Consider the following 20,039-nt stretch of genomic DNA (forward strand, 5'->3'; position numbering starts at 1 on the left):
TCCCATGTTCGTCACCAAAATCCTAGAAAAAAAAGGCGTCATTCAAACTTTCGGCGTCGCCATGATTCTGGCACCCTTTATCAATTCGTTGACACGCCTGTTTGTGAGTCACGCTGCGAGCGAACGCACATTTTCACTTTATTGGCGTTATCTCACGAATAAGCCCGCATTTCTTTTGATATTGGCCCTGCTCACAATTGCTAATGGTGTTTTGATGTTGCGAGGTCAAAAATCGGCGTGGCGCTTTACGCTGTTTGTATTGGGTGCTTATATCGTTCACCAAGTTTTGAATTTCGCTCCGAATTTTCGCGAAAGTTGGGTGGCGGCTCTTTATCTTGGTATCAATATTTTGGCTTTTGCATTCATCGTGGACCAACTCGTTTGGAAAGTTGAAGCCCCGAAAAGACCTCAGAAAGCGCAGCCTCAACCCGTTCCAACGGTAGTAGCTGTTCGCGCTCCGGAAAAAGCAATTCCAGTCCGTGAGCCACAACAAAAAACTCCGTTGGCGGTCGTTCCATTGCCATCTGAAAAGCCAACGGTCACTCCCCTACGCAAAGTGAAATCTTATAAAAGCAAGCGCCGTATTTTGCTTTCGTTCGGTGCGGCAGATCCTTGGGCTCAGGTCACTGGAATTTCAAGCTTGGGATTTCAAGTGAAGTGCTTACTACCGCAACCACCGTCGGGAATCGAATCTCGCGAGGTCGAATTCAAATTGAATAATGGATTGCTCTTAAAAGCACGCCTGACGGATTCCAAAAACGGCCAGTATCTTTTCAAGTACACCAATGCAAGTTCCAGCGATATCACGCGCCTCAATCAGTGGCTGCGTGATATCGCTTAGCTAATGCTTCCAGATCTTAGTAGCAATAATAAACCCAGTATTTTGTGTAACCAGATCTTGAAGTTGCACTACAGTAGACTCGATATCCAGGAGTCGCTTCGGAGTAACATCTGTAACCGCGCGACCAACAAGAAATTCGATAGCCACCAGGACATGTTGTCCAAGCACGACAAGTATATGTTTGCGTATCTGCATCTGATTCTGTTGTAGGTGTTGCAAGTCTTTCGGCAAAATCTGGCAGAGACATTTTCTCTTCCGTGTTCGAAAAGAGATTATCAGCCGTTCCCGAGCCACCCATTGGAGTTTGCTCGCCATCAGCCGAAGCCGTACTCGCCATAAAACAAAGCGTGAGAGATGCAAGAAGTGAAGTGATAGTTTTCATAGACCCTCCTGTTTTCACAAGTTTCGAAAGCGTTGTGCTCTCAGGAGTATTTTAGTTCAGAAAAAAGTGTGTATGGAGACTGCAAAAGACTGGTGGCAAAATAAATGAAGAGAAGCAGATGGTGTGAGCCTTGGCAAAGTCAGCTCACACCTTTAGGTCGGATTAATTGCAGATTGGATCGTTAACTTTGAAAGTTTCTCCGGTTTTTTTATTCACGAAAACTTGCAAAGAACATGATGCTTCATCAAACGTTGCAACGGCATTGTAGATAAAAAAGTTTTTGTTTTGTGAGTCCAATTGAACAGAAAAATCAGCATCATAGTCAGCCATGTTTGAAAATACTTTTGAAGCAAAATCAAAAGCTTGTTTGCGAGCAGCGTTTTCAATGGAAGAGCCAGCAAAAGCGTTCAAGGACAAAAGTGAGGCCAATGCCATAATCATCATTTTCATAGGGAACTCCTTAATTGATGGCAGCCTCAATTGCGAGGAGCATGCCACGACGAGCCCCTTATAAAAGCGATCTTATCCAGTCCACCCCTGAAGATTTTATAGAAAAGCCTTTAAGATGACACATCAATGTGACTTACTGGAGGGGCTCTAGCTTCTTGAGATGGAAATAATAGTGAGCCAAAAAATCTGAATTCACAAAGGACCCATCCTGAAAAATGCACTGATCGAGTTTGTACCACTTTTCAGAGACTTTAAATTCCACGATCTGAGGAATTCCGCCGACTTTACGGCACACTTTAAAACCAGGGCTTCCGGTAGGACCAATAAAATCTTTGAATTGCAGCTCTTCTGGGTAATCAAACGCCACGCATTTTTTCGATCGACAATTGGGAGAGAATAATTGCGATTTCGTCTCTTTGTCATAGCAATAAGTCACATCGGTGATTGTTGTTTTACCTGAAGTCACAGAGCGAATTTGGCCTTTTTCACAACGAAGGGGCTCTTCCGCATGCGCAAATAAACCCACGATAAGAATGATTTTACTTAATAGATATAACATTCATTGTCGCCTTTATCAGTGAAGGTTTCGGAATCCAAATCTGCCCGTCTTTACATTCATATCCGCTATGGTAAGAGAAACAGCCTCGTCCCCATGAGTTTCTCAAAAGATATTCACACTGCCCGGTTTTCTCATTGAATCGACGTCCAGCAATAACGCTTCCATGATTTGGCACTCCGTATTTCGACTTTGGAAAAGAGAGAACTTCCGCATCATAGGCAATAGCGACCGGATTTGTTTGATCCAAGTTTTTATCAATACCCTCAGCAATTTCCTGCTTATCCCAACTCGCAACACTTTCTACTTGGGCGTCCACTTTAATTCTTTTCTGACACGATTTATCTGCCATTTTTTGAACGATATCTTTATCGACCGTCGTCAGTGCGATCTTTCTTACATCATCAAAGTCCAAATTCGGAAACAAAGCTTTTGCGGCAGTACGAACTTCAGCACAGGCAAGTGCGTTCTTGCGATCACTGCCTCTTCGGAGTTTATCGATCAAATTCAGGTTGGTTTCCAAGTTGGCGTTGGCATTGTCTTCACTCGGTAGATCTTTTTCTAAACAGAGTCCCTTTTCCGTTGCCGCTGCAATAGCGGATCTAAAGACGCCACCCTCAAATGAAGATTCTTTTGCGCCCATGACACGCGAAATGTCGTTCTCAAAGTTTTTATTATAGGTGAGAGCTATATCGGCCGCGGAAATACGTTGCTTCGTTTTATAAGAAAGAAGATCCGAAGCGGCGAAAGCGTAACACCAACCCAGCGAATCTTGATCGCGAACCGGACCTAACTCGGCACTCATGTCGACAGGTTTGCAAGAAGCTTGCTCTTTTTGAAAAGATTGAATTCCTAATTTTTCCAGCGGTGTTAAAAATGCCTCGATCTCAGCACTCGACATTCCTAAAGCGGCAGCCTGCTCGCGATAACGTTTTGCCAACTCGTCTACTTTTCCGAATTTGGCTGCATACTCAATCTCGTCTCGCGTTCGCTCGAATGCCTTTTGTTGTGAGACTTTCACAAGATTTTGCAGATGTGGCATGTCCAAACCAAACTGACTGCCGGTCTTTTTACATCGAGCCAAATAAGCTTCAATGGACTGATACGACTTTGTCATGTCTTCGTCGGCATAACTTCTGGCAATACGGGCGGCTCTCCCTCTCAATGCTTCCTTGGAGCATTCAGGTGGGGCGACTATCACACCAGACATCATGATTCCAATTCCCGGCATGGGTTGAGGTTCCCCCTGCGACCAAGCGGTGTGACTGACTAAAATTGAGAAAAGGAAAAACAAGCACTTCATTAAAGAGGTATCGGAAAAATGCAGCACCTTCCACACGCACCAAGGTCGAGTGCGAGTCGAAAGAAGAAATAAAAAAGGGAGCTTTCGCTCCCTTATTTTTCGGTATTGAGTTCTGGGAAAGATTTCACAAGATCGTCGATAGCTTTCATTTGCTGCAAGAACGGCTCGACCTTGGCCAGCGCTAGAGCTGACGGTCCATCGCACTTTGCTTTATCTGGATCTGGGTGGCTTTCGATAAAAAGTCCGGCGATACCGACAGCAAGACCAGCACGAGAAAGCTCTGCCACTTGCGCGCGACGACCACCGGAAGCGGCTCCACCCGACTCACGCATTTGCAAGGCATGAGTGGCATCCAAGATAACCGGGCTGCCTTTAGAAACTTTCTTCATCACAGTAAAGCCCAGCATGTCGACAACCAAGTTATCGTAACCAAAGCATGTGCCACGGTCACAAAGAATGATTTTGTCATTACCACACTCTTCGATCTTTTCGACGATATTCCCCATTTGGCTTGGAGCCAAGAACTGCGGCTTCTTCACGTTAATCACAGCACCTGTTCGTGCCATTGCCTCCACAAGATCTGTTTGACGAGCCAAAAAGGCTGGCAATTGAATCACGTCGACCACTTCAGCCACAGGTTTGGCCTGATGAATCTCGTGAATGTCTGTGATGACTTTTACGCCGAAAGTTTTTTTCAATTCTTGGAAAATCTTAAGGCCTTCTTCCATGCCCGGGCCGCGATAGGAGTGAATCGATGAACGGTTGGCTTTGTCGAAAGAAGATTTAAACACATACGGAATTTTAAGTTTGTCTGTGACTTTTACGAAGTGCTCGCACACTTGCATCGCAAGGTCACGAGATTCCAAAACGTTCATACCCGCAAACAAAACGAATTGTTTGTTGTTTGCGACTTCAATATTTCCAATTTTTACGATTTTATTTTGCATTCAGAGAGCATAGCCCCAAATAGGGCCAAGATCAATAATGCGGTGGCTTCTCGTTAGCAGGACCAATTTCGGCTTCCCCTGCCGCCATCTGTGCCATACGCTTGGCAAGTTTCGTGAGAGCAGCTTCCAATTGGTCGATCTTGATTTGCTGCTGATAGACGATTTCGTTGAGCTGCTCGACCAGGAATTCCTGGTGAGTGACCTTCGTCTCAACATCAACGAAACGTTTTTCGAGTTCAGAATCCATACTCAAGACTTAGACCTTTGTTTTACAGTGTTGAAGGAACTCTTCGCGAGTGTCCATCTTGCTTTTGAAGTGACCACGAAGATCTGCTGTGGAAGTCACACTGTCTGTGTCTTCAATTCCACGCATGATCACGCAATAGTGTTTTGCACTGATATGAACAGCCACGTGCTCCGTGCCCAAAACGTATTGCAAACAATCAGCGATCTGTTTCGTCAGACGCTCTTGAACCTGGGGACGACGCGAGAAAAATTGCACGATGCGATTGATCTTAGAAAGACCGATCACTTTTTTGTTCGGGATATAAGCAACTGTGGCATAACCGTCGATTGGCAAAAAGTGATGCTCGCAGAAAGATAAACTGCTGATTTTTTGCACCACGATCATCTGATCATAGTTCATTTTGTTATCAATGACCGTCATTTTCGGAAACTTATGTGGATCCAAGCCACCGAAAACTTCGTTCACATACATCTTTGCCACGCGACGAGGCGTATCGCTTAAGCTGTCATCTTCCAAATCCAAGCCCAGCGTTTCCATAATCTCAGTGAACTTTTCAGAGATGATTTGGATTTTATCTTCGTTGCTAAGACCGTTGTGTTTCATCGGCGTTGGACGCACATTGTCCAGAATCGATTTTGTGCTGAGAACGATTTCATCTGATGCTTTTTTAACAACTTTTGGAGAAGATTTTTTGGAAGTTTTAGTAGTTTTCTTTGCCATGACGCCTCAACTTATTTTGCACTCTTTTAGCGCAAAATAAGTCTGAGGGCTACAGGTGTTTTACGCTTTCTTGGGAACATCTTGGCTGAGCAGCCATTGGCGCAGGATATCCTTATTAGAGCCCTCGACGTTGTCGAAATTAACTCGTAATGAATCCTTTTCACGGGCAATGACCTGAGCCTGGCAGACCAGATCTGAAATTTCGGGGATTTGCAGCGAAATACGATCGCCTCCCTGGATATTTTCACTCTCATTTTTCAAACGAATGTGGGCTCCCGTATACGAAAGGTCCACCGTTTCCGCGCTAATGGAACCATTGATCGTAACCGGTAGCTGTACCATATAGCGATCTGCCGTAGGACCTAACCACTTTTGACGGCGATCCAAATAAGGATATCGGAACAACAGCCCGACCGTGCCAATAACAAACAGCCCTATCATCGCACCGAGGAATTTTGCAGCACGAACCATGGGCTCTGCTTCATCTTGGATAACAGGGAAAAAGCGCTCTTTTGCCATTTTGAGTACAAATATACTCATCAGCAGAAGACCCATCATCCATGCTGACTTGTGACGTATTTGCAAACTCAATGCACTTCCGACAATCAATGTCCACTCGAGTGGAGTGAAAATTGACTGACCATATTCATGGCCCAAATACAGATCGTAGATTGGTAAAATAGCGATGATAAGAGCGATCACGCGGTTCGAATGCTTCATGCCTATATTATCGGCGCAAACACATTCCCATTCGAGCTTTTTTTAATTGCTTCTCGCATTTGGCGGGTTAGAATTGTCTCACTGTGAAACACTCAATACTTATTACATCCCTATTTTCGTTGGTGTCCATTTTCTCTTACACACAAGTAAGTCACGCGTATCCCGATTTTATCGGCTACGGTTACTCATCTTGTATTACCTGCCATTTTAACGGTCTTGGCAGCGGTGCTCTGAATGACTACGGTCGAGCGCTCTTCGCTCAGGAGATCACTGCACGCGACGTCTTCCCTAAATCTATGGAAGACGAAGAGATCGCGGCGATGTCGGGTTTTTTAGGCAGCAAGCCACTCCCATGGTGGATTCGCCCGGGGATTAAATACCGCGGTTTATGGTTGCAAAACGGATTGGGCACAGATCAGAGAATGGAACGCTTCATCAACATGCAAGCGGACGTGAATCTCAATTTCATCTTGAACAAAAAGCAAGATTACGTGTTAGTGACCACTCCGTCTTACACCGCTCTTGAACCGTATTATGGAAAACAAAATACATGGTTCATGAAAGAGTATTATTTGCGCGCGAAAATCACGAACAACTACTGGCTGTACCTGGGGCAGATGGATATTGCTTATGGTGTTCGTCAAATTGACCATACAGCATACAGTCGTTCGGGAATCGGGCTTGATAAATACAGTCAATCGCAAGGAGCTATCCTCCACATCACTTATTCCGACTGGGATTTGGCTCTGAACGGTTTTGTTGGAAATGCCGCTGAAGAAGACGACGCAAATAAGCAAAAAGGTTATTCCGCAACCGGCGAATATCAAGTCTATGAAAAATTCAAAGTCGGTGGCTCTATCTTAAGCTCTGAGAGTGACGTTCGAAAATACAATCTTGCGGGTGTTCAAACTCGTATGGGTCTGACGAAGGGGTCTTCTTTGATTGCCGAGGCGGGACTGAAAGAAGTCACAACAAAAGCAACAGGAACCAAACAGCTTGGATCCTATGCTTATGTGCAAACACTGATCAACCTGCGTCGCGGATACAACCTATTATCTACGATCGAACAAACTCGTGCTGATATCGAAAACAGCTCTGCAGAACTGATGAGATGGAGCTTTGGTGCTTTACTCTTCCCTCTTCCACGCTCCGAATTTCGTTTGATGTTTATCAACGGTAAAGCTTACGACGAAACTATGGCCATTCAGGACGCCTGGGCATTCCAAGCACAATACCATTTGTCTTACTAGGACGTGAGGAAGCATATGAAACAACTTTTACTAACAAGTCTTTTGGTTTTCCTTGCTCTTCCACTGTGGGCTCAAGAAGAAGGTGAAACCGCAACTCCGGCTCCTGCTGCATCAGCAACGCGAGGCCGTGTGCAGCGCTTGGAAAATTGGAATGTCGGTATTTCCTTGGTTCAGTGGAGTGAAGAACTTCGTCTGCGCCAATTTGGTGTGACGACAAATTCGATTGCCAATCTCAGTGGCTTTATTATTTCGGTACAAAAAGATTATACGTATGTGCGTTGGGGCTGGTCGATGGGTGCTCACATCGGTGCGGGAAAAGCCAATGGTGGAAGCCCTGGATTTTATGAGCAAAATAAAATCGCCTTCACGATGCTCGGAGCTTCCGCTCGCGCGTTTTACCGTCTGAGCGGCCGAATTAATTTCGGAACAACTTTGATGATTTTTAATCGCGTCTTGGAATGGCCAGACGATACAACGACAAATGTCACAGCTGAAAGCGGTAAAAATCCAAATGTGATGGCGATGGGTGACCTTAATCTTCGCTTGGCGAAAGATTGGGAGCTCTATCAAGGTTTGGGGCACGTCGGTGAAGGCGGGACCCTGTGGAGAATCGGCCTGAACTACCGCTTCTAAAAGATTCTCATCTGAAACAAAATAAAAATGGCAAGAGAGACCCTCTTGCCATTTTTTTATTTTTGATTCGAATCGAACTATTTTACTGGAACGCTTACGTTCAAAGTAATTTTGTCTTCAACGCCTACGCCCATGTAGTTGATATCTTTGATACCAAAATCAGCGATGTTCAAATCAAATTGCGCTTTCAAAGTTTTACCTTCTACTTTGTAGGTACCAGAAATATCTTTTTCTACGCCTCTGATACGGATACGACCCGTGCCTTTTCCGCCTTTACCTTTTGCGCTCAAAAGAACAGCTTCTGGGAACTTACCTGTGTCTAAATATTTTTGCGTGTGTTTATCGCGAAGCTCAACACCCGTTTTTAGATTTTTCAAGTTAACAACGATATTAGTCGCTGATACTTCATCTCCTTTTACTGTTGCATTCCCTTTAACATCAGACGTTTTACCTTTGAAATCCCCCATCGGATTCAACGTCACGTCGACGGTAGCCTCTTGTGCCATAGATGTGAGTGAAAAAAACAAAACTAGCGTTGCTGCTGCAAACTTCATAGTGGTTCTCCTTATAGATCCATTTAAAAAATAGTTTAGGCTACTTAATTCCAGAAATCCAGTCGCTGACAATCTTCACGTCTGAAGTTGAGATTGAGGCTCCGCTTGGCATATTTTTGGGTCCATTTGATCCACTAGATCCAGTCAATCTGTAATATATTTTTGACGATTCCGGTGAACCTGGAATCACCAAAGACAATTGTTTTGCACGAGCTTCAGTCAAGTTTGAGAAATCTCCATAACTAGATCCCGAACTGTGACAACTTAAACAGCGAGCATCGATAACGGCTTTTGCAGCAGTAAATGCAGCACTTGGCTGAGTGGTTCCACCGCCGCCACCGTTACCACCAATGACTGATGGATCCGACAGCAGTGCTGGATCAACAATAACATTCTTAATGCCATTATTGCTCGCAACATATCTCGAAAGAACATTTAGCTCCGCATTGGTCAAAGCTTTTCCATAAACCATGACTTCATCAACCACGCCTGCTGTACCAGAAAGAGAAACACCTTTCGCAAGGTATGAAAAATCCAAAGGCGTTCCTACTTTGGTGACAGTCCCTGTTTGAATCACACCATTCACCATCAAGGTGAAGCTTCCCGCTTTTTCACCGAAAGATGCGGCCAGGACCATCTTGTCACCGGCACTTGGTACATTCACTTCCAAATAATCATAACTTGTTGAACTGGTATAGCGTGTGGCGCGGATTTTTCCATTTTGTACTAAGATGCTGCCTTCTTCCGACATTGATCCGGAATCAACAGAGATAATTTTTCCAGCAGCATTGCGACCAATGGCGATCACGTAACCCATTTCTTTTGCGAGAATGGGATTTTTCTTGATGGAATCTCCCAGACCGTCTGGGTTCCAATAAACGATATCACTACTCTGCAGAAGTCCCGGCAAAAGTTTATTATCCAGCGACATCGCCAAGTCCGTGAGACTTTGGTCAAAGACAACTTCATCTGTCAGCTGAAACTCGCTGCAGTTCTGAAAACCTAGCAACAACAGAGGAATTCCTACGGCCATGCCCGCTAATATTTTTTTCTTCATAACTCCCCCCTACGTGCCCTACTGCAACTGCCAACCCGGCGATTCGCAGATTTGCAGAATAACGGCGCGCCATCTATTGATAACGCTCTCATTGTTTTTCGCTAGAGTCACATCCATATCTAATAAAGATGCAATCACATCACTTGGAGCTTCATCGCCCCGATAGAAGAACAAATAAATTTGCGCGATGGCGGCCGCCGTTGGTGCCACCGAGCGATTCGAAACTTTTTCTAAGACCGCATTCACACCATTATCCGTCCCCAACGCGTGTTCACAAAATTGAATGCGAAAGGACTCGCGAACTGTATTATCATCCACATGATAAGGCAGATTTGCTCCCGACATTCCACCGCCGCAATCGCGGGTGGAGTAAGTGTCATAGGGATTACATCCCACACCGTACTGAGCACCTCGATATAAAATCCATTGATTGATCAAAGCATCTAATGCCGGCACAGGATAATTTGCTGAGGTGAAAACTTCACGAACAAGTTCTGCCACATAAGTTTTATTCATCGCCAAAACTCGTTGCCCCGAAGACACTTTGCTTTGCGCAGGGTGATTTTGATCGTTCATACCAGCGTCTCCCATAGAGAGACTCGCAAATTCATTCGAGCTTAACAAACCCACCTGACCACAGTTTTGATACAACTGAGTCAACACAGTGAGTGCCGCAAACACGATAAGAAATTGGAATGTCCCCCCCAGTTTTCTCATCATCCCCTCACTATGCTCGCTTCGCTGGCAAGTACCAAGCGGCCGTTTTCAAGGCGCACCAAAGGGGCCGCCAAGTTTTCGAAAGGATTCTTATTCACTCTCAACAATGCAGTGACTGTTGAAGCCGCCATTGTTGGATTTGGCATGCGCTTTTGTGTGTAACCAGAAATCGGAGCCGCAATACCTTGAGTTCCCGCGTATCCACCACCGTGACCGGAGAGATGAATATTCCCGACAACGTAAGGTCCTTTATCGAAAGCTCCTGTGTAAACGCTTGTGACCATTTGATTGTAGCCGTGATCGCTGCCGCCACCACTGATGCGCGCACTGCGATTGAAATCTGAAATAACTTGCACCACAGTATCGGACCAAGCTGTACCCGTCGACGTTTGAATGCCTTTTAGCTGATCCATTAATTCTAAGATGCCAGCTGATAAACCGCGGAAGTACGCAGCTGTGATCAGAAGGCCTGTGATCGCACCGGTTTCATGCATGTCTTTGATTCCGACATGGGAAACAAACTGCGCCACATTTTGCTCTAAAATATTTAAACCTGACAGTTCCCCTGTTGAAATTTCTAAGGACGTCACTAGATTTTCGCGGAAGACGTACTCCGCCATCGCTAAACCTTCCGCCAAATGATCAATGGCTGCCATTGTTTTGATAGCATCTCTGAAATCTGAATTGGCACCGACGATCAAACCACGATTGCCAGCGGCTACGTGAACTTTCCAAAGTTCATTCTGTGCTGAGATCATCGGAACATCGCTGATCCCCGCAAGCCCACTTTGGCGCATGCTAAGTTCGATCACACTTTTATAACGAGCCACCGCTGCCGGCCAGAACGAATCAATATTGTTCGTGCCCTTTTTCATCAAATCAACAGCGTTAGTCATATTCAGGGATAAATTTTTAGCTCCAGCATAATTAGATCGAGCATAAGCTTTCAGTCGTGCTTGCGCGAGATCATAGGCGGCACGATTGCGGTCCTTCACATTGCGACCCATAACAAGTCCCTGCTGAGGAGAACCAAAACCTTCCAGCAATGATTTTAGTGGTGTTGCGCCCGCAAGCTTGTTTAAAGCTTTCCCGTTCATCGAAGTGTAACTGCTCACCGAGCCACGATCTGGCCACTGCACAGCCTCGAAAGTTTTTTTCGACATATCAGCGGCCACACCCGAAAGCGTGGCAATACCGCCGACGGGTGATTGTTGTGCAATCACGTTAAAGGCATGACCATCAAATCCCGTTCCGAATCCACGAATCACCAACATGTGATTTAAAAGATCTGTGAGGGGACGTTGCGCACCTTTACCGTTATAAACTGAATGCGAGAACATATGTGGAACTAAAGTTCCGTTATAGTTAAATGTCGCGTTTTCAGTTCCGACAACTCGCCCGCCTGAGCTCACCATTTTAGTTGCGACCATCGGGTTGAATTCCAATGCAGGATCGGAAGCTTTGGTTCTCATCCAGTGATCAAAGCAATAGCGAAGAGGTGCGCCGAACATCAAAATATTTAAATAATTGCGGGGTCCTTCAATACCAATAGACTCAGCCTGAGCTCGCGATATCAAACCACGAGTGAGTACCTCAGCCAAGCGTTCAACAGGAGTCGGCGTCAATACAGACGCGCCAAGAACTGCCGTTCCTGTCATAAAATCACGTCTGTTAAAGCCTTTTTTATCCCCTGACACTTTTCCCCCAATGTCTATGGTCGGTAATTCGCATGGCGATAATAATCTGAAGCCATGATTGTTTTAATCAAGTTAGGAATTGATTGTGACGCTCTTAATTCCTGTCCCAATTTTTCGATATACACGCGATCTGCTGCTGCTTGTGCGCTTAGAGATTCATTTAAAGGCGCGTTCTTTGGATCTTGGCGATCATAAAGTGCGACTTTAATTCCACTGAGATATTCAAAATATCTTTTAGCTGCGCATTGATAAAAATCGGATGTCTCGGACATCGCAGCACCGAGTTGTGCAACTCCGGTTACCGAGCGATTGATCAGTTCTCCCGTGACAGAACGGAAGTACAAACGCCCCGAAGCCACTTGACGATGGAAATCAGGAACTGTTTCTGATGGCCATCCATTCACGGAAGCTATTTCTTGACGATAGGTCGCAAGCATCATCACAGGTTTTGCATGGTTGTACGGACCTGCAGAAATTTGGAAATAGTCAGAGTTCGCAACCACAGCATTACGAGCCGTGTAGGCCATTTGATCTAGGCTGGCATGGCAAAGCACGCAGCTTGCAGAATTTCGAAATGGCGTTGTGGAATTGCCAATGATAAATGCTTGGATATCTGATTCACGGAGTGCTGGGAGTTCGGCACACAAGAATGATGACATATTGGACTGCGACCAGCGACGTGGCAATTTCAATGCACCGTTTGAGTTCACACCAAAACCATGACCGAAGTTTAAAAGCATATAGATCGGAGAACCTAAGACTCCCCCACCCATCGTGCTATAGAAATTATAACTATAGTTCAGACCTGGTTGCTCGTTCCCACGGCGATCACTTGCAAGTGGCGCTAATGAAACATTGGGCACCGTGAAAACATCACCTGTACGAGGACGAATACCCGTGAGTTCACCCACGGCAATTTTAGGCATTTGGGCAAAATAAGAAAATCCCGCATTCGAGTCACCGCTAAATGGTGCGGTGTAATGGCGGAAATTCACCACATTCAAATCGTATGCGCCGTTATTACCATAGATCGCGCGTCCCGGAGCTGTGATGTTCCAACCAATTTGCGCGCGGATTTTTTGATTCTCTTCACGAATGGCGGCAACTCCCACACCCAAAGTCAAAACATCGGCATAGCGAGCGCCTTGAGCTAATGCCGCGCGAGTGAGCGCCAACGCTGGCTCTGTTGTGTCATAGACATCCATCGTGCCTAATGAAATCTCCGCACTGTAATCTTGAATTTGCTCCATCGTATTTCCAGAAAACCAAGTGCGGTGAAATGCATAGAGATTGTTGAGAACAGAGCGTGCTTCGCCGTCGGCGTAGTTCACCAGCGGGCCGCCGGAGGAGAGTTGCGATTTATCAAGAAGACTTGCGCAAGCAGTGAGTGCTTTCACCTTTCCTTCTCTGACTTGTGGCATGATCGTACTTGTTAGCGGAACTGGTTTTCCAGTGAGATGGGAGTAACAACGATTGTAAAGGGCGGGCTCCGAAAGCACCTGCGCTTTAGCAATAGAAAATGTGAGAAAGGCCCCTAGAGCCCATCTGACTTTCTGCATTTCGTTCCCCCAAAAAATATACTACAAGGTTTATTCGGAAGAGACCAAAACCTACATAAGCAAATCTCAAATCTAGACACTGAAAAGCGTTCCGAAAAAATCCTCGAAACGCCTTTTGTCTCACAACGACACGCTTTGTTTTATAAAACAAACAAGAGCGAAAACTTGATAGCCCCGTTAAGAATCGGGAGTCTTATCGAATGATAAGGAGATCCTATGTTTCATGCGGAACAGAACTCGACATCTATTTGGCAGTCAATCGATCTTCCTGCTCTTCCTGCTTTAAGCGAAAATCTCGAGACAGATGTCTGCGTCGTGGGTGCCGGTATTGCAGGTTTGACGACGGCCTATCTTCTTCTCAAAAATGGTTACCGCGTGACAGTTTTAAATCGTGGCAGCTTTGGGCAAAATGAAACAGGTCATACCAGTGCACATTTGTCTTACGTCTTAGATGACCGCTTCACACATCTTATTCACATTCATGGAGTTAAGGGCGCTCGCCTCGCCTACGAAAGCCATAGTGATGCTGTAGACCTTATCGAAAAAATTGTGCAAGAAGAAAATATTCATTGTGATTTTAAACGCGTCGACGGGTATTTATTCTTAAGCCCTTCGACGCGCTCTTCACTTTTAGAAGATGAAATGGAAGCCTGTCGCCGAATTGGATTCCGCGATATGTCACTCGAAGTTTCACCACGCTACTTTGCGACACTGGGGCCCTGCATACACTTTCCTCGCCAAGCCCGCATCCATCCTCTGAAATATCTCAGCGGACTTTTAAAAGCCATTCAGCAAATGAAAGGGAAAGTTTTTAATTTAACTTCCGTTGTCGAGTTTCAAGGTGGAGAAAACGCCTATGTCACCACCGATTTTGGGCACAAAGTAACAGCACAACATATCGTTGTTGCCACCAATGTTCCCGTAAACGATCGGGTCAAAATTCATGCGAAAGAAGCAGCTTACCGCACCTATGTCATCGGCATTGATGTTCCAGCCGGGACTTTCCCCGATATTCTAATGTGGGATACAGAAGATCCTTATCACTATGTGCGCCTCATTGAATCCACTTCACCAGGCATAGACACCGTCCTTGTCGGCGGCGAAGACCATCGTGTCGGTCAAAAATTTGACAAGGGACCACCGCATGAAGAGCTGGCAAGATGGGCGCGTGAACGTTTGGGCGTTTCAGGAAAAATTTCTTATCAGTGGTCAGGCCAAATCATTGAGCCCTTCGATGGCCTGGCGTTTATCGGTCGTAATCCGGGAGACAAAGACAATGTGTATATCGCAAGTGGCGATTCAGGTCAGGGACTCACACACGGAACTCTGGCAGGTACAGTTTTGCGCGATCTCATTCAAAATGTGCGTAACGAGTGGTCGGATGTTTATGATCCCAGCCGCGTGAGTTTACGAGCGATGCCTCAACTTGTTCAAGAAGGTTTTAAAAGCACTCTTCCCTATGAGGAACATCTTCACGTTCGCCATGACAGTTTGCCTGCAGACATGCAAGCAGGAGAAGGTCGTATTTTAAAGGACGGCTTGCGCGAAATCGCTGTCTTCTGTGATGAAGACAACAACATTCATTCTTTCTCTGCAGTCTGTCCGCATCTTGCCGGTCCTCTGCACTGGAATGATAAAGAAAAAACCTGGGACTGTCCTTGTCACGGATCGCGTTTCGCCTGTACCGGAGAAGTGATTAACGGGCCCGCCCTGGGTGGAATGAAGTCCGTCCCGACGCCTCCACTGTCGCGCGAGAAAACAAAGTCCATGTAATCTATCAGGGGCTCTAGATTCTCTGTATACGTCGAGATTTAATGAGTTCGAGCAATGAGGTAGGCATGAGAAAAATTGAAGGTCTTTTGATTGATGTAGATGGAACTTTTGTAGACAGCAATCTGGCACACGCCCAGTCTTGGCATGAGGCCTTAAAAGAAGCTGGCATTGAAACCACTTATCAAGAAGTGCGAGATAATTTGGGTCTTGGCAGCGACACCTTGCTTTCGCGTATTGGCAAACTACAACTCAAATCCAAAGAGGCCCAGCGAGTTCGCGATATTCGCCGTGAAATATTCCATCAACGTTATCTTAAATCGATCAAACCCTTTCCTTCTGCTCAACAGCTCTTACAAGAGTTGAACCGTGAATATAAAATTTTTGTCGTCAGTTCTGCGACAGAAGAAGACTTAGAAGCGCTTTTAAAACAAACTGGATTGCTTTCCTACATCGAAGGATACGTCAGTGCAAAAGACACCACCGACAGCAACGAGTCCCCTATTGAGGTCGCGATTCGAAAAATTCAATTGCCTGCTTCGAAACTGCTGATGCTGGGTTCAAGCCCTTATGCAGTTGACGCCGCTGAAGAATGCGGAATTAAAACAATTGCTTTTACCTGTGGGGGCTGGAGAGAGCGCGACTTGCAAGACGCGGTTGCTGTTTATAAGGATCCCGATGATTTGCTCCACACTATGAGAAAAAAGAATGCCCACGTATTGGATATACGCGGGCATCGAGGACTAAGTGAAAACATTTAATTGCCAATTGAATAGCTGATTGCTTTCCTACTTTGAATTGCTTCTTGTTAGGAATGAATCTTTAATTGTTTTCCTCCTTATGTGGTAAACCAAATCACTTTGGTGTATACCGTTCCTCATTTGACTCTTTGATATGATTATTACTTTTTATCGTAAGCACACTATCAGGAGTCAGCTTCATTATCGCACCGCTTCGTTTTATTGATAGAGAAATTCCCATGTAACTCTGCACGGAATTCGCTCTTAAACTTGACCTTCATCTGGCATTTCTTTGTCGAGCGTCTCAGATCGAAACAGGGCTCTCAATCTTTCGTATGAGACTCGCAATTATCAATTCAGGAAAAGCTCAAAAGTGTCGATAGGCTGAGTATGAAAACTACCACAGCTTTATTCATTTCTATGCTTATGTTGTTAGCTCCTCACGCCGAGGCGGCTAAAATCCTTTCAGTTAAGAATAATAAAGCCCTCATCGACCTAGAAGGTGAAGCTTCAGCAGTGGGGAATCTCTTCCTTGCGCGCGATGGTGCCGGTAAAAAAAGAGCCATTCTGGAAGTTTCTCAAGTGAAACAGGGGCGCGCTATTGCAAATCTTAAAAAAGGAACTCTGCAAGCCAACTTCTCTTTGGAAAAAATGGAGCAAGCGGGTGGCTCTTCAAGTTCTGCTGACTCAGCAAGTGGTGGTAGCTCTGGCAAAAGCCGCGGCGGTGTCTTAGTTGGTTATTCAATGAACTCGATGACAGCAAAACCAGCGTCGGGCTCTGTTTCTCTCTCAGGTAGCAGCTTCAACTTGGTTGGCTACTATCAAATGCAGTTGGATAGTAAAATCTACGCTCGTCTCCTTGCCGGGTATGAAACTTTGAACGCCAGCGGTGATCAATCAGGCGTCAACCGTACGGTTGAGATCGGTTACCTTGGAATCACAGGCCAAGTTGAGTATCAGTTCTATAGCGGTCGCAGCTGGGACTTCTTTGCTGGCGGCGGCTTGGGCTTCCTTTATGCGATTAACAAGTCGTCAAACATTCTCGATACCTCTAAAATTTCGATCAACAATACGGTTGTAGGCGTCCTCGGCGCTGATTATAAATTAAGCAGAAACACTTACATCCCTATGCAACTCTCTTATTCGATGTTCCCCGACAATTCGAGTTCTTCTGCCACTCAAATCATTATGAGAGTCGGCTACGGCTGGGATTTCTAAACCTGTCCCCTCAATTGGTTTTCATTTTTACATCCCTTTGAGCCAGACCATGACAGCGTCTGGCTCTTTAGTTATCTGATTCCCATCTAACCTGGGGAATCTCTTATGAAATTATTAGCTCTCGCACTACCGTTCTTGCTGACAACGACTCTGGCCTCTGCCTGCCCGTTGGGAGAAAAAGAAGATGTTCTAACAATCCAAAGAGTGATGAGAAATTTTGGCCGCTTTATCTTGGCAGCTGAAATGGTCACGTTGAAAGCCAATAACCCGAACGAAAAAGTTCAAGACAAAGAGTTCACAGAAGCCGCAGCCAAGCTTGAAGTTGCGATCAGCTGTGCAGATGCTGTGATCGCCAACCCTTCCGGCCGCCTCTTGCCCGACAATGCATTGGACCTTGAAGGTGAAGCTCTCGCCGATTACATCGACAGCCTGGTTTACTTTATGGATGAATTCAAAACGAGCCTGACGGAGTTCCGTGATTTACTGACTCTAACGGCTTCACAAAAAGTTGAGGAACGCGACTACTCAGCTTTGACGGCGAAAACAGAAGAAATCGACAAACTTGTTTTGCGCGCTCATAAACGTCTTTAATTTTTTTGAAAAGGAATGAACATGCGTAATTTTCTAACTGCTCTTTTGATGACTGTTTCTTTTAGCTTTGCATTTGCGGGGCCAACAAAAAATGAAATGCGCGATATGGGTAAAGCGTTTAAAAAAATTAACGCCACTATTCGCGACGCTTCTCAAAACCAAGCCAATGCCGCACTTGCAAATCAAATTGCGCAACTTCTTTATGCCGTAGTTGATGTGATGCCAAGCACGATTTCAGAACTTCCATCTGCTCAACAGGCAGAAGCATGGGCTACTTATCAAGAAATGATCAACCAAGAGATTGTTCTTGCAGGTCAGTTGGAACAAGCGTTCCTCAACAACGACAATGCCTTGGCCAAACAGATTTTCGACGAAATGAGTGACCTTATGGATCAAGGCCACGATCGCTTCGAACCGCAAGAATAGGTGCGAGGCCCCTCTTTCCGGACGCAGCGCACATCAGGTAGATCTTTAAAAGGCGGGTTCCCCCGCCTTTTTTATTTCGTAATGACCCGTCTCTTTTTAGGTGATAGGGATTTATCCAAGATGAAAGCAGTTGTTCAGAGAGTTCAAAACGCGTCAGTTACGGTGGATGGAAAAGTTATTTCTTCCATCGATAAAGGATTTCTAACTTTATTGGGTGTTGCTAAAGGCGATACCGAAGAGCAATTGCAAAAGCTGATATCTAAAATCATCGCTCTGCGAATTTTTCCCGATGAGAACGGCAAGATGAACTTATCACTCAAAGATATTGGCGGCTCTCACCTCATTGTCTCGCAATTTACCTTGTTGGGTGATGCTTCAAAAGGAAATCGCCCCAGCTTTATTGGTGCGGAGTCACCTGAAATCGCCGAAAAACTCTATGAAAAGGCGCTTGCCCTTAGCTCGGCCCAGGGCATTCCAACTTTTGGAGGCAAGTTTGGAGCTGATATGAAGGTGCAGCTTTTAAATGACGGTCCCGTCACATTGATCCTTGAGTCGGAGTCCACTTGCAAGTCCTAGCATCTTTGTTCTCTTTTGTGATTCTGGCATTCTCACTTCCCTCCTTGGCGCAGGTGATGCCTCTTGGCGTCTACGAAGGGCTTATGGGAAATACGGGTGTTGCAGCCACGCACTCAACAGCCGCTTCCTATTACAATCCAAGTCTTTTGGTTCAGCGTCAGAAAAATGCGCTCAGTATCAATGGCAATACGATTGGAACATCCAACTCACGCAGCGAAGGTTCAACACTTTCATCTTCATTGGGATTTTCTCCCTCTTATTTAAGCACCATTCTTGTCGGTGATGCCCTTGTGCATGAGTTCTTTCTCGCGACAACTTTACAGGGACAGTATAATTGGGCCACAACAAAATCTGGAAACACACTTGATTCGGATTTGAATTTGAATCAAGTCGTGACGGGATACTCGATGGCATTTAGGTCTTTGCCATTAGCACTGCAAGTTTTAGGGAGATATTCCGAAGCCAAAAGTTACGGCGTTTCTGAATTCTCAGATCCTGCGAACAATCTCTATACTGTTTCTAAAGTCAAAACAGAGTTTAAAAATTTGAATCTCGCTCTTGGTATCTCGGCCCATTTCCGTTTTGACTCTTACACTTTGGGGATTAACTTTAATACACGAGGCGTGAATTTACACAATCAAAACGAAGGTAAAACAAAAATCTATAGGCACGGCCCTCTACCAAATGAATATGTCGTAACCGAAACGGATCTTGGACGAACCTCAGTAACAAATGAGGAAGGTAAACTCGCCATCGGCAACGGATTTAAAGTTGGCAACCACGAGTTCTTAACAGACTCTTTCTTTGTCGAGAATTCCAACTCGTTAGACAGTTACAATTTTACTCAGACCTTTGGTTATCGCTATGGTTTAGCAGGTGGCCATCAGCTTCTCTGCGGCATAGGACATAGCTTTGGATCAGACGTAAAATATGTCGGTCAAAACTTTAACTCTTCTGTGGGCTATTCTTGGAAAACAAGACAGCTTCGCTCGGCTGTTGGTCTTTACTACAGCAGCAACAACACCACTATTGAAGCCTCGACGGCTGGCGTGGTCTTTGGAAGTGAATACGAATACTAATAATAC

Annotated in this window: 23 protein-coding genes; 10 read left to right on the top strand and 13 right to left on the bottom strand. The window is 45.4% G+C overall.

All coding sequences use genetic code 11. The features are described 5' to 3' along the window. The first annotated feature begins 4 nt into the window (after nt 1-4). Entirely contained in the window at nt 5-841 is an 837-nt protein-coding gene (locus tag ACLWOR_RS00630) for a hypothetical protein (RefSeq protein WP_413938722.1), read from the top strand. Nucleotides 842-857: 16 nt separating this feature from the next. On the opposite strand, the gene ACLWOR_RS00635 is transcribed toward ACLWOR_RS00630, so the two are convergent. The 8 genes from ACLWOR_RS00635 to ACLWOR_RS00670 form a co-directional block, all read right to left on the bottom strand. Beyond that, a complete protein-coding gene (locus tag ACLWOR_RS00635; protein ID WP_413938723.1) occupies nt 858-1,223 on the bottom strand; it encodes a hypothetical protein in 366 nt (121 codons plus the stop codon). Nucleotides 1,224-1,385: 162 nt separating this feature from the next. Beyond that, complete coding sequence (locus ACLWOR_RS00640; RefSeq protein ID WP_413938724.1) at nt 1,386-1,673, bottom strand: hypothetical protein; 288 nt, start codon at nt 1,671-1,673, stop codon at nt 1,386-1,388. Nucleotides 1,674-1,806: 133 nt separating this feature from the next. Continuing rightward, nucleotides 1,807-2,232 carry a hypothetical protein gene (locus ACLWOR_RS00645; protein WP_413938725.1) on the bottom strand — a complete coding sequence of 142 codons (426 nt, stop codon included), beginning with the start codon at nt 2,230-2,232 and terminating at the stop codon, nt 1,807-1,809. Next, nucleotides 2,213-3,532: a C1 family peptidase gene (locus ACLWOR_RS00650; protein ID WP_413938726.1), complete on the bottom strand. Its 1,320-nt coding sequence runs from the start codon at nt 3,530-3,532 to the stop codon at nt 2,213-2,215. Before ACLWOR_RS00650 ends, ACLWOR_RS00645 begins: the two co-directional genes overlap by 20 nt. Nucleotides 3,533-3,624: 92 nt before the next feature. Further along, nucleotides 3,625-4,479, bottom strand: a complete 855-nt coding sequence (gene kdsA / locus ACLWOR_RS00655; protein ID WP_413938727.1) for a 3-deoxy-8-phosphooctulonate synthase — start codon at nt 4,477-4,479, stop codon at nt 3,625-3,627. Between the two features lie 31 nt (nt 4,480-4,510). Then, entirely contained in the window at nt 4,511-4,726 is a 216-nt protein-coding gene (locus ACLWOR_RS00660; RefSeq protein WP_413938728.1) for a SlyX family protein, read from the bottom strand. Nucleotides 4,727-4,735: 9 nt separating this feature from the next. Next, a complete protein-coding gene (folE, locus tag ACLWOR_RS00665) occupies nt 4,736-5,446 on the bottom strand; it encodes a GTP cyclohydrolase I FolE (protein WP_413938729.1) in 711 nt (236 codons plus the stop codon). Between the two features lie 60 nt (nt 5,447-5,506). Then, entirely contained in the window at nt 5,507-6,166 is a 660-nt protein-coding gene (locus ACLWOR_RS00670; protein WP_413938730.1) for a PilZ domain-containing protein, read from the bottom strand. An 83-nt stretch (nt 6,167-6,249) separates the two neighbouring features. Between ACLWOR_RS00670 and ACLWOR_RS00675 the strand changes: the two genes are divergently transcribed. Then, nucleotides 6,250-7,416, top strand: coding sequence for a hypothetical protein (locus ACLWOR_RS00675; protein ID WP_413938731.1), 1,167 nt, complete (start codon nt 6,250-6,252; stop codon nt 7,414-7,416). Nucleotides 7,417-7,431: 15 nt separating this feature from the next. Further along, nucleotides 7,432-8,049: a hypothetical protein gene (locus ACLWOR_RS00680; RefSeq protein ID WP_413938732.1), complete on the top strand. Its 618-nt coding sequence runs from the start codon at nt 7,432-7,434 to the stop codon at nt 8,047-8,049. A gap of 77 nt (nt 8,050-8,126) precedes the next feature. On the opposite strand, the gene ACLWOR_RS00685 is transcribed toward ACLWOR_RS00680, so the two are convergent. Genes ACLWOR_RS00685 through ACLWOR_RS00705 form a run of 5 tightly spaced genes read right to left on the bottom strand, consistent with a single transcriptional unit; the run spans nt 8,127 to nt 13,633 of the window. After that, the gene (locus tag ACLWOR_RS00685) at nt 8,127-8,603 is read right to left on the bottom strand and encodes a YceI family protein (protein WP_413938733.1); all 477 of its coding nucleotides are present in this window, start codon (nt 8,601-8,603) and stop codon (nt 8,127-8,129) included. A gap of 40 nt (nt 8,604-8,643) precedes the next feature. Next, nucleotides 8,644-9,660: a hypothetical protein gene (locus tag ACLWOR_RS00690; RefSeq protein ID WP_413938734.1), complete on the bottom strand. Its 1,017-nt coding sequence runs from the start codon at nt 9,658-9,660 to the stop codon at nt 8,644-8,646. A gap of 18 nt (nt 9,661-9,678) precedes the next feature. Then, nucleotides 9,679-10,380, bottom strand: coding sequence for a hypothetical protein (locus ACLWOR_RS00695; RefSeq protein ID WP_413938735.1), 702 nt, complete (start codon nt 10,378-10,380; stop codon nt 9,679-9,681). After that, nucleotides 10,377-12,074, bottom strand: coding sequence for a hypothetical protein (locus ACLWOR_RS00700; RefSeq protein ID WP_413938736.1), 1,698 nt, complete (start codon nt 12,072-12,074; stop codon nt 10,377-10,379). The genes ACLWOR_RS00695 and ACLWOR_RS00700 overlap by 4 nt, the downstream gene beginning before the upstream one ends. A 14-nt stretch (nt 12,075-12,088) precedes the next feature. Continuing rightward, on the bottom strand, nt 12,089-13,633 hold the full coding sequence (locus ACLWOR_RS00705) for a hypothetical protein (protein ID WP_413938737.1): 1,545 nt from the start codon (nt 13,631-13,633) through the stop codon (nt 12,089-12,091). Nucleotides 13,634-13,849: 216 nt separating this feature from the next. On the opposite strand from ACLWOR_RS00705, the gene ACLWOR_RS00710 reads away from it, so the two are divergent. From ACLWOR_RS00710 to ACLWOR_RS00740, 7 genes are all read left to right on the top strand, one after another. After that, nucleotides 13,850-15,406 carry an FAD-dependent oxidoreductase gene (locus tag ACLWOR_RS00710; RefSeq protein ID WP_413938738.1) on the top strand — a complete coding sequence of 519 codons (1,557 nt, stop codon included), beginning with the start codon at nt 13,850-13,852 and terminating at the stop codon, nt 15,404-15,406. Between the two features lie 65 nt (nt 15,407-15,471). Next, complete coding sequence (locus ACLWOR_RS00715) at nt 15,472-16,164, top strand: HAD family hydrolase (protein WP_413938739.1); 693 nt, start codon at nt 15,472-15,474, stop codon at nt 16,162-16,164. Nucleotides 16,165-16,563: 399 nt separating this feature from the next. After that, entirely contained in the window at nt 16,564-17,361 is a 798-nt protein-coding gene (locus tag ACLWOR_RS00720) for a hypothetical protein (RefSeq protein ID WP_413938740.1), read from the top strand. A 105-nt stretch (nt 17,362-17,466) separates the two neighbouring features. Next, on the top strand, nt 17,467-17,952 hold the full coding sequence (locus ACLWOR_RS00725) for a hypothetical protein (protein WP_413938741.1): 486 nt from the start codon (nt 17,467-17,469) through the stop codon (nt 17,950-17,952). A gap of 21 nt (nt 17,953-17,973) precedes the next feature. Then, nucleotides 17,974-18,378 carry a cytochrome b562 gene (locus ACLWOR_RS00730; RefSeq protein WP_413938742.1) on the top strand — a complete coding sequence of 135 codons (405 nt, stop codon included), beginning with the start codon at nt 17,974-17,976 and terminating at the stop codon, nt 18,376-18,378. Nucleotides 18,379-18,498: 120 nt separating this feature from the next. Beyond that, the gene (gene dtd, locus ACLWOR_RS00735; protein WP_413938743.1) at nt 18,499-18,954 is read left to right on the top strand and encodes a D-aminoacyl-tRNA deacylase; all 456 of its coding nucleotides are present in this window, start codon (nt 18,499-18,501) and stop codon (nt 18,952-18,954) included. Beyond that, nucleotides 18,942-20,033, top strand: coding sequence for a hypothetical protein (locus ACLWOR_RS00740; RefSeq protein ID WP_413938744.1), 1,092 nt, complete (start codon nt 18,942-18,944; stop codon nt 20,031-20,033). Before dtd ends, ACLWOR_RS00740 begins: the two co-directional genes overlap by 13 nt. Nucleotides 20,034-20,039 lie beyond the last annotated feature (6 nt).

Origin of the sequence: Bdellovibrio sp. HCB2-146, from assembly GCF_047345725.1 — a bacterium.
Lineage (GTDB): Bacteria > Bdellovibrionota > Bdellovibrionia > Bdellovibrionales > Bdellovibrionaceae > Bdellovibrio.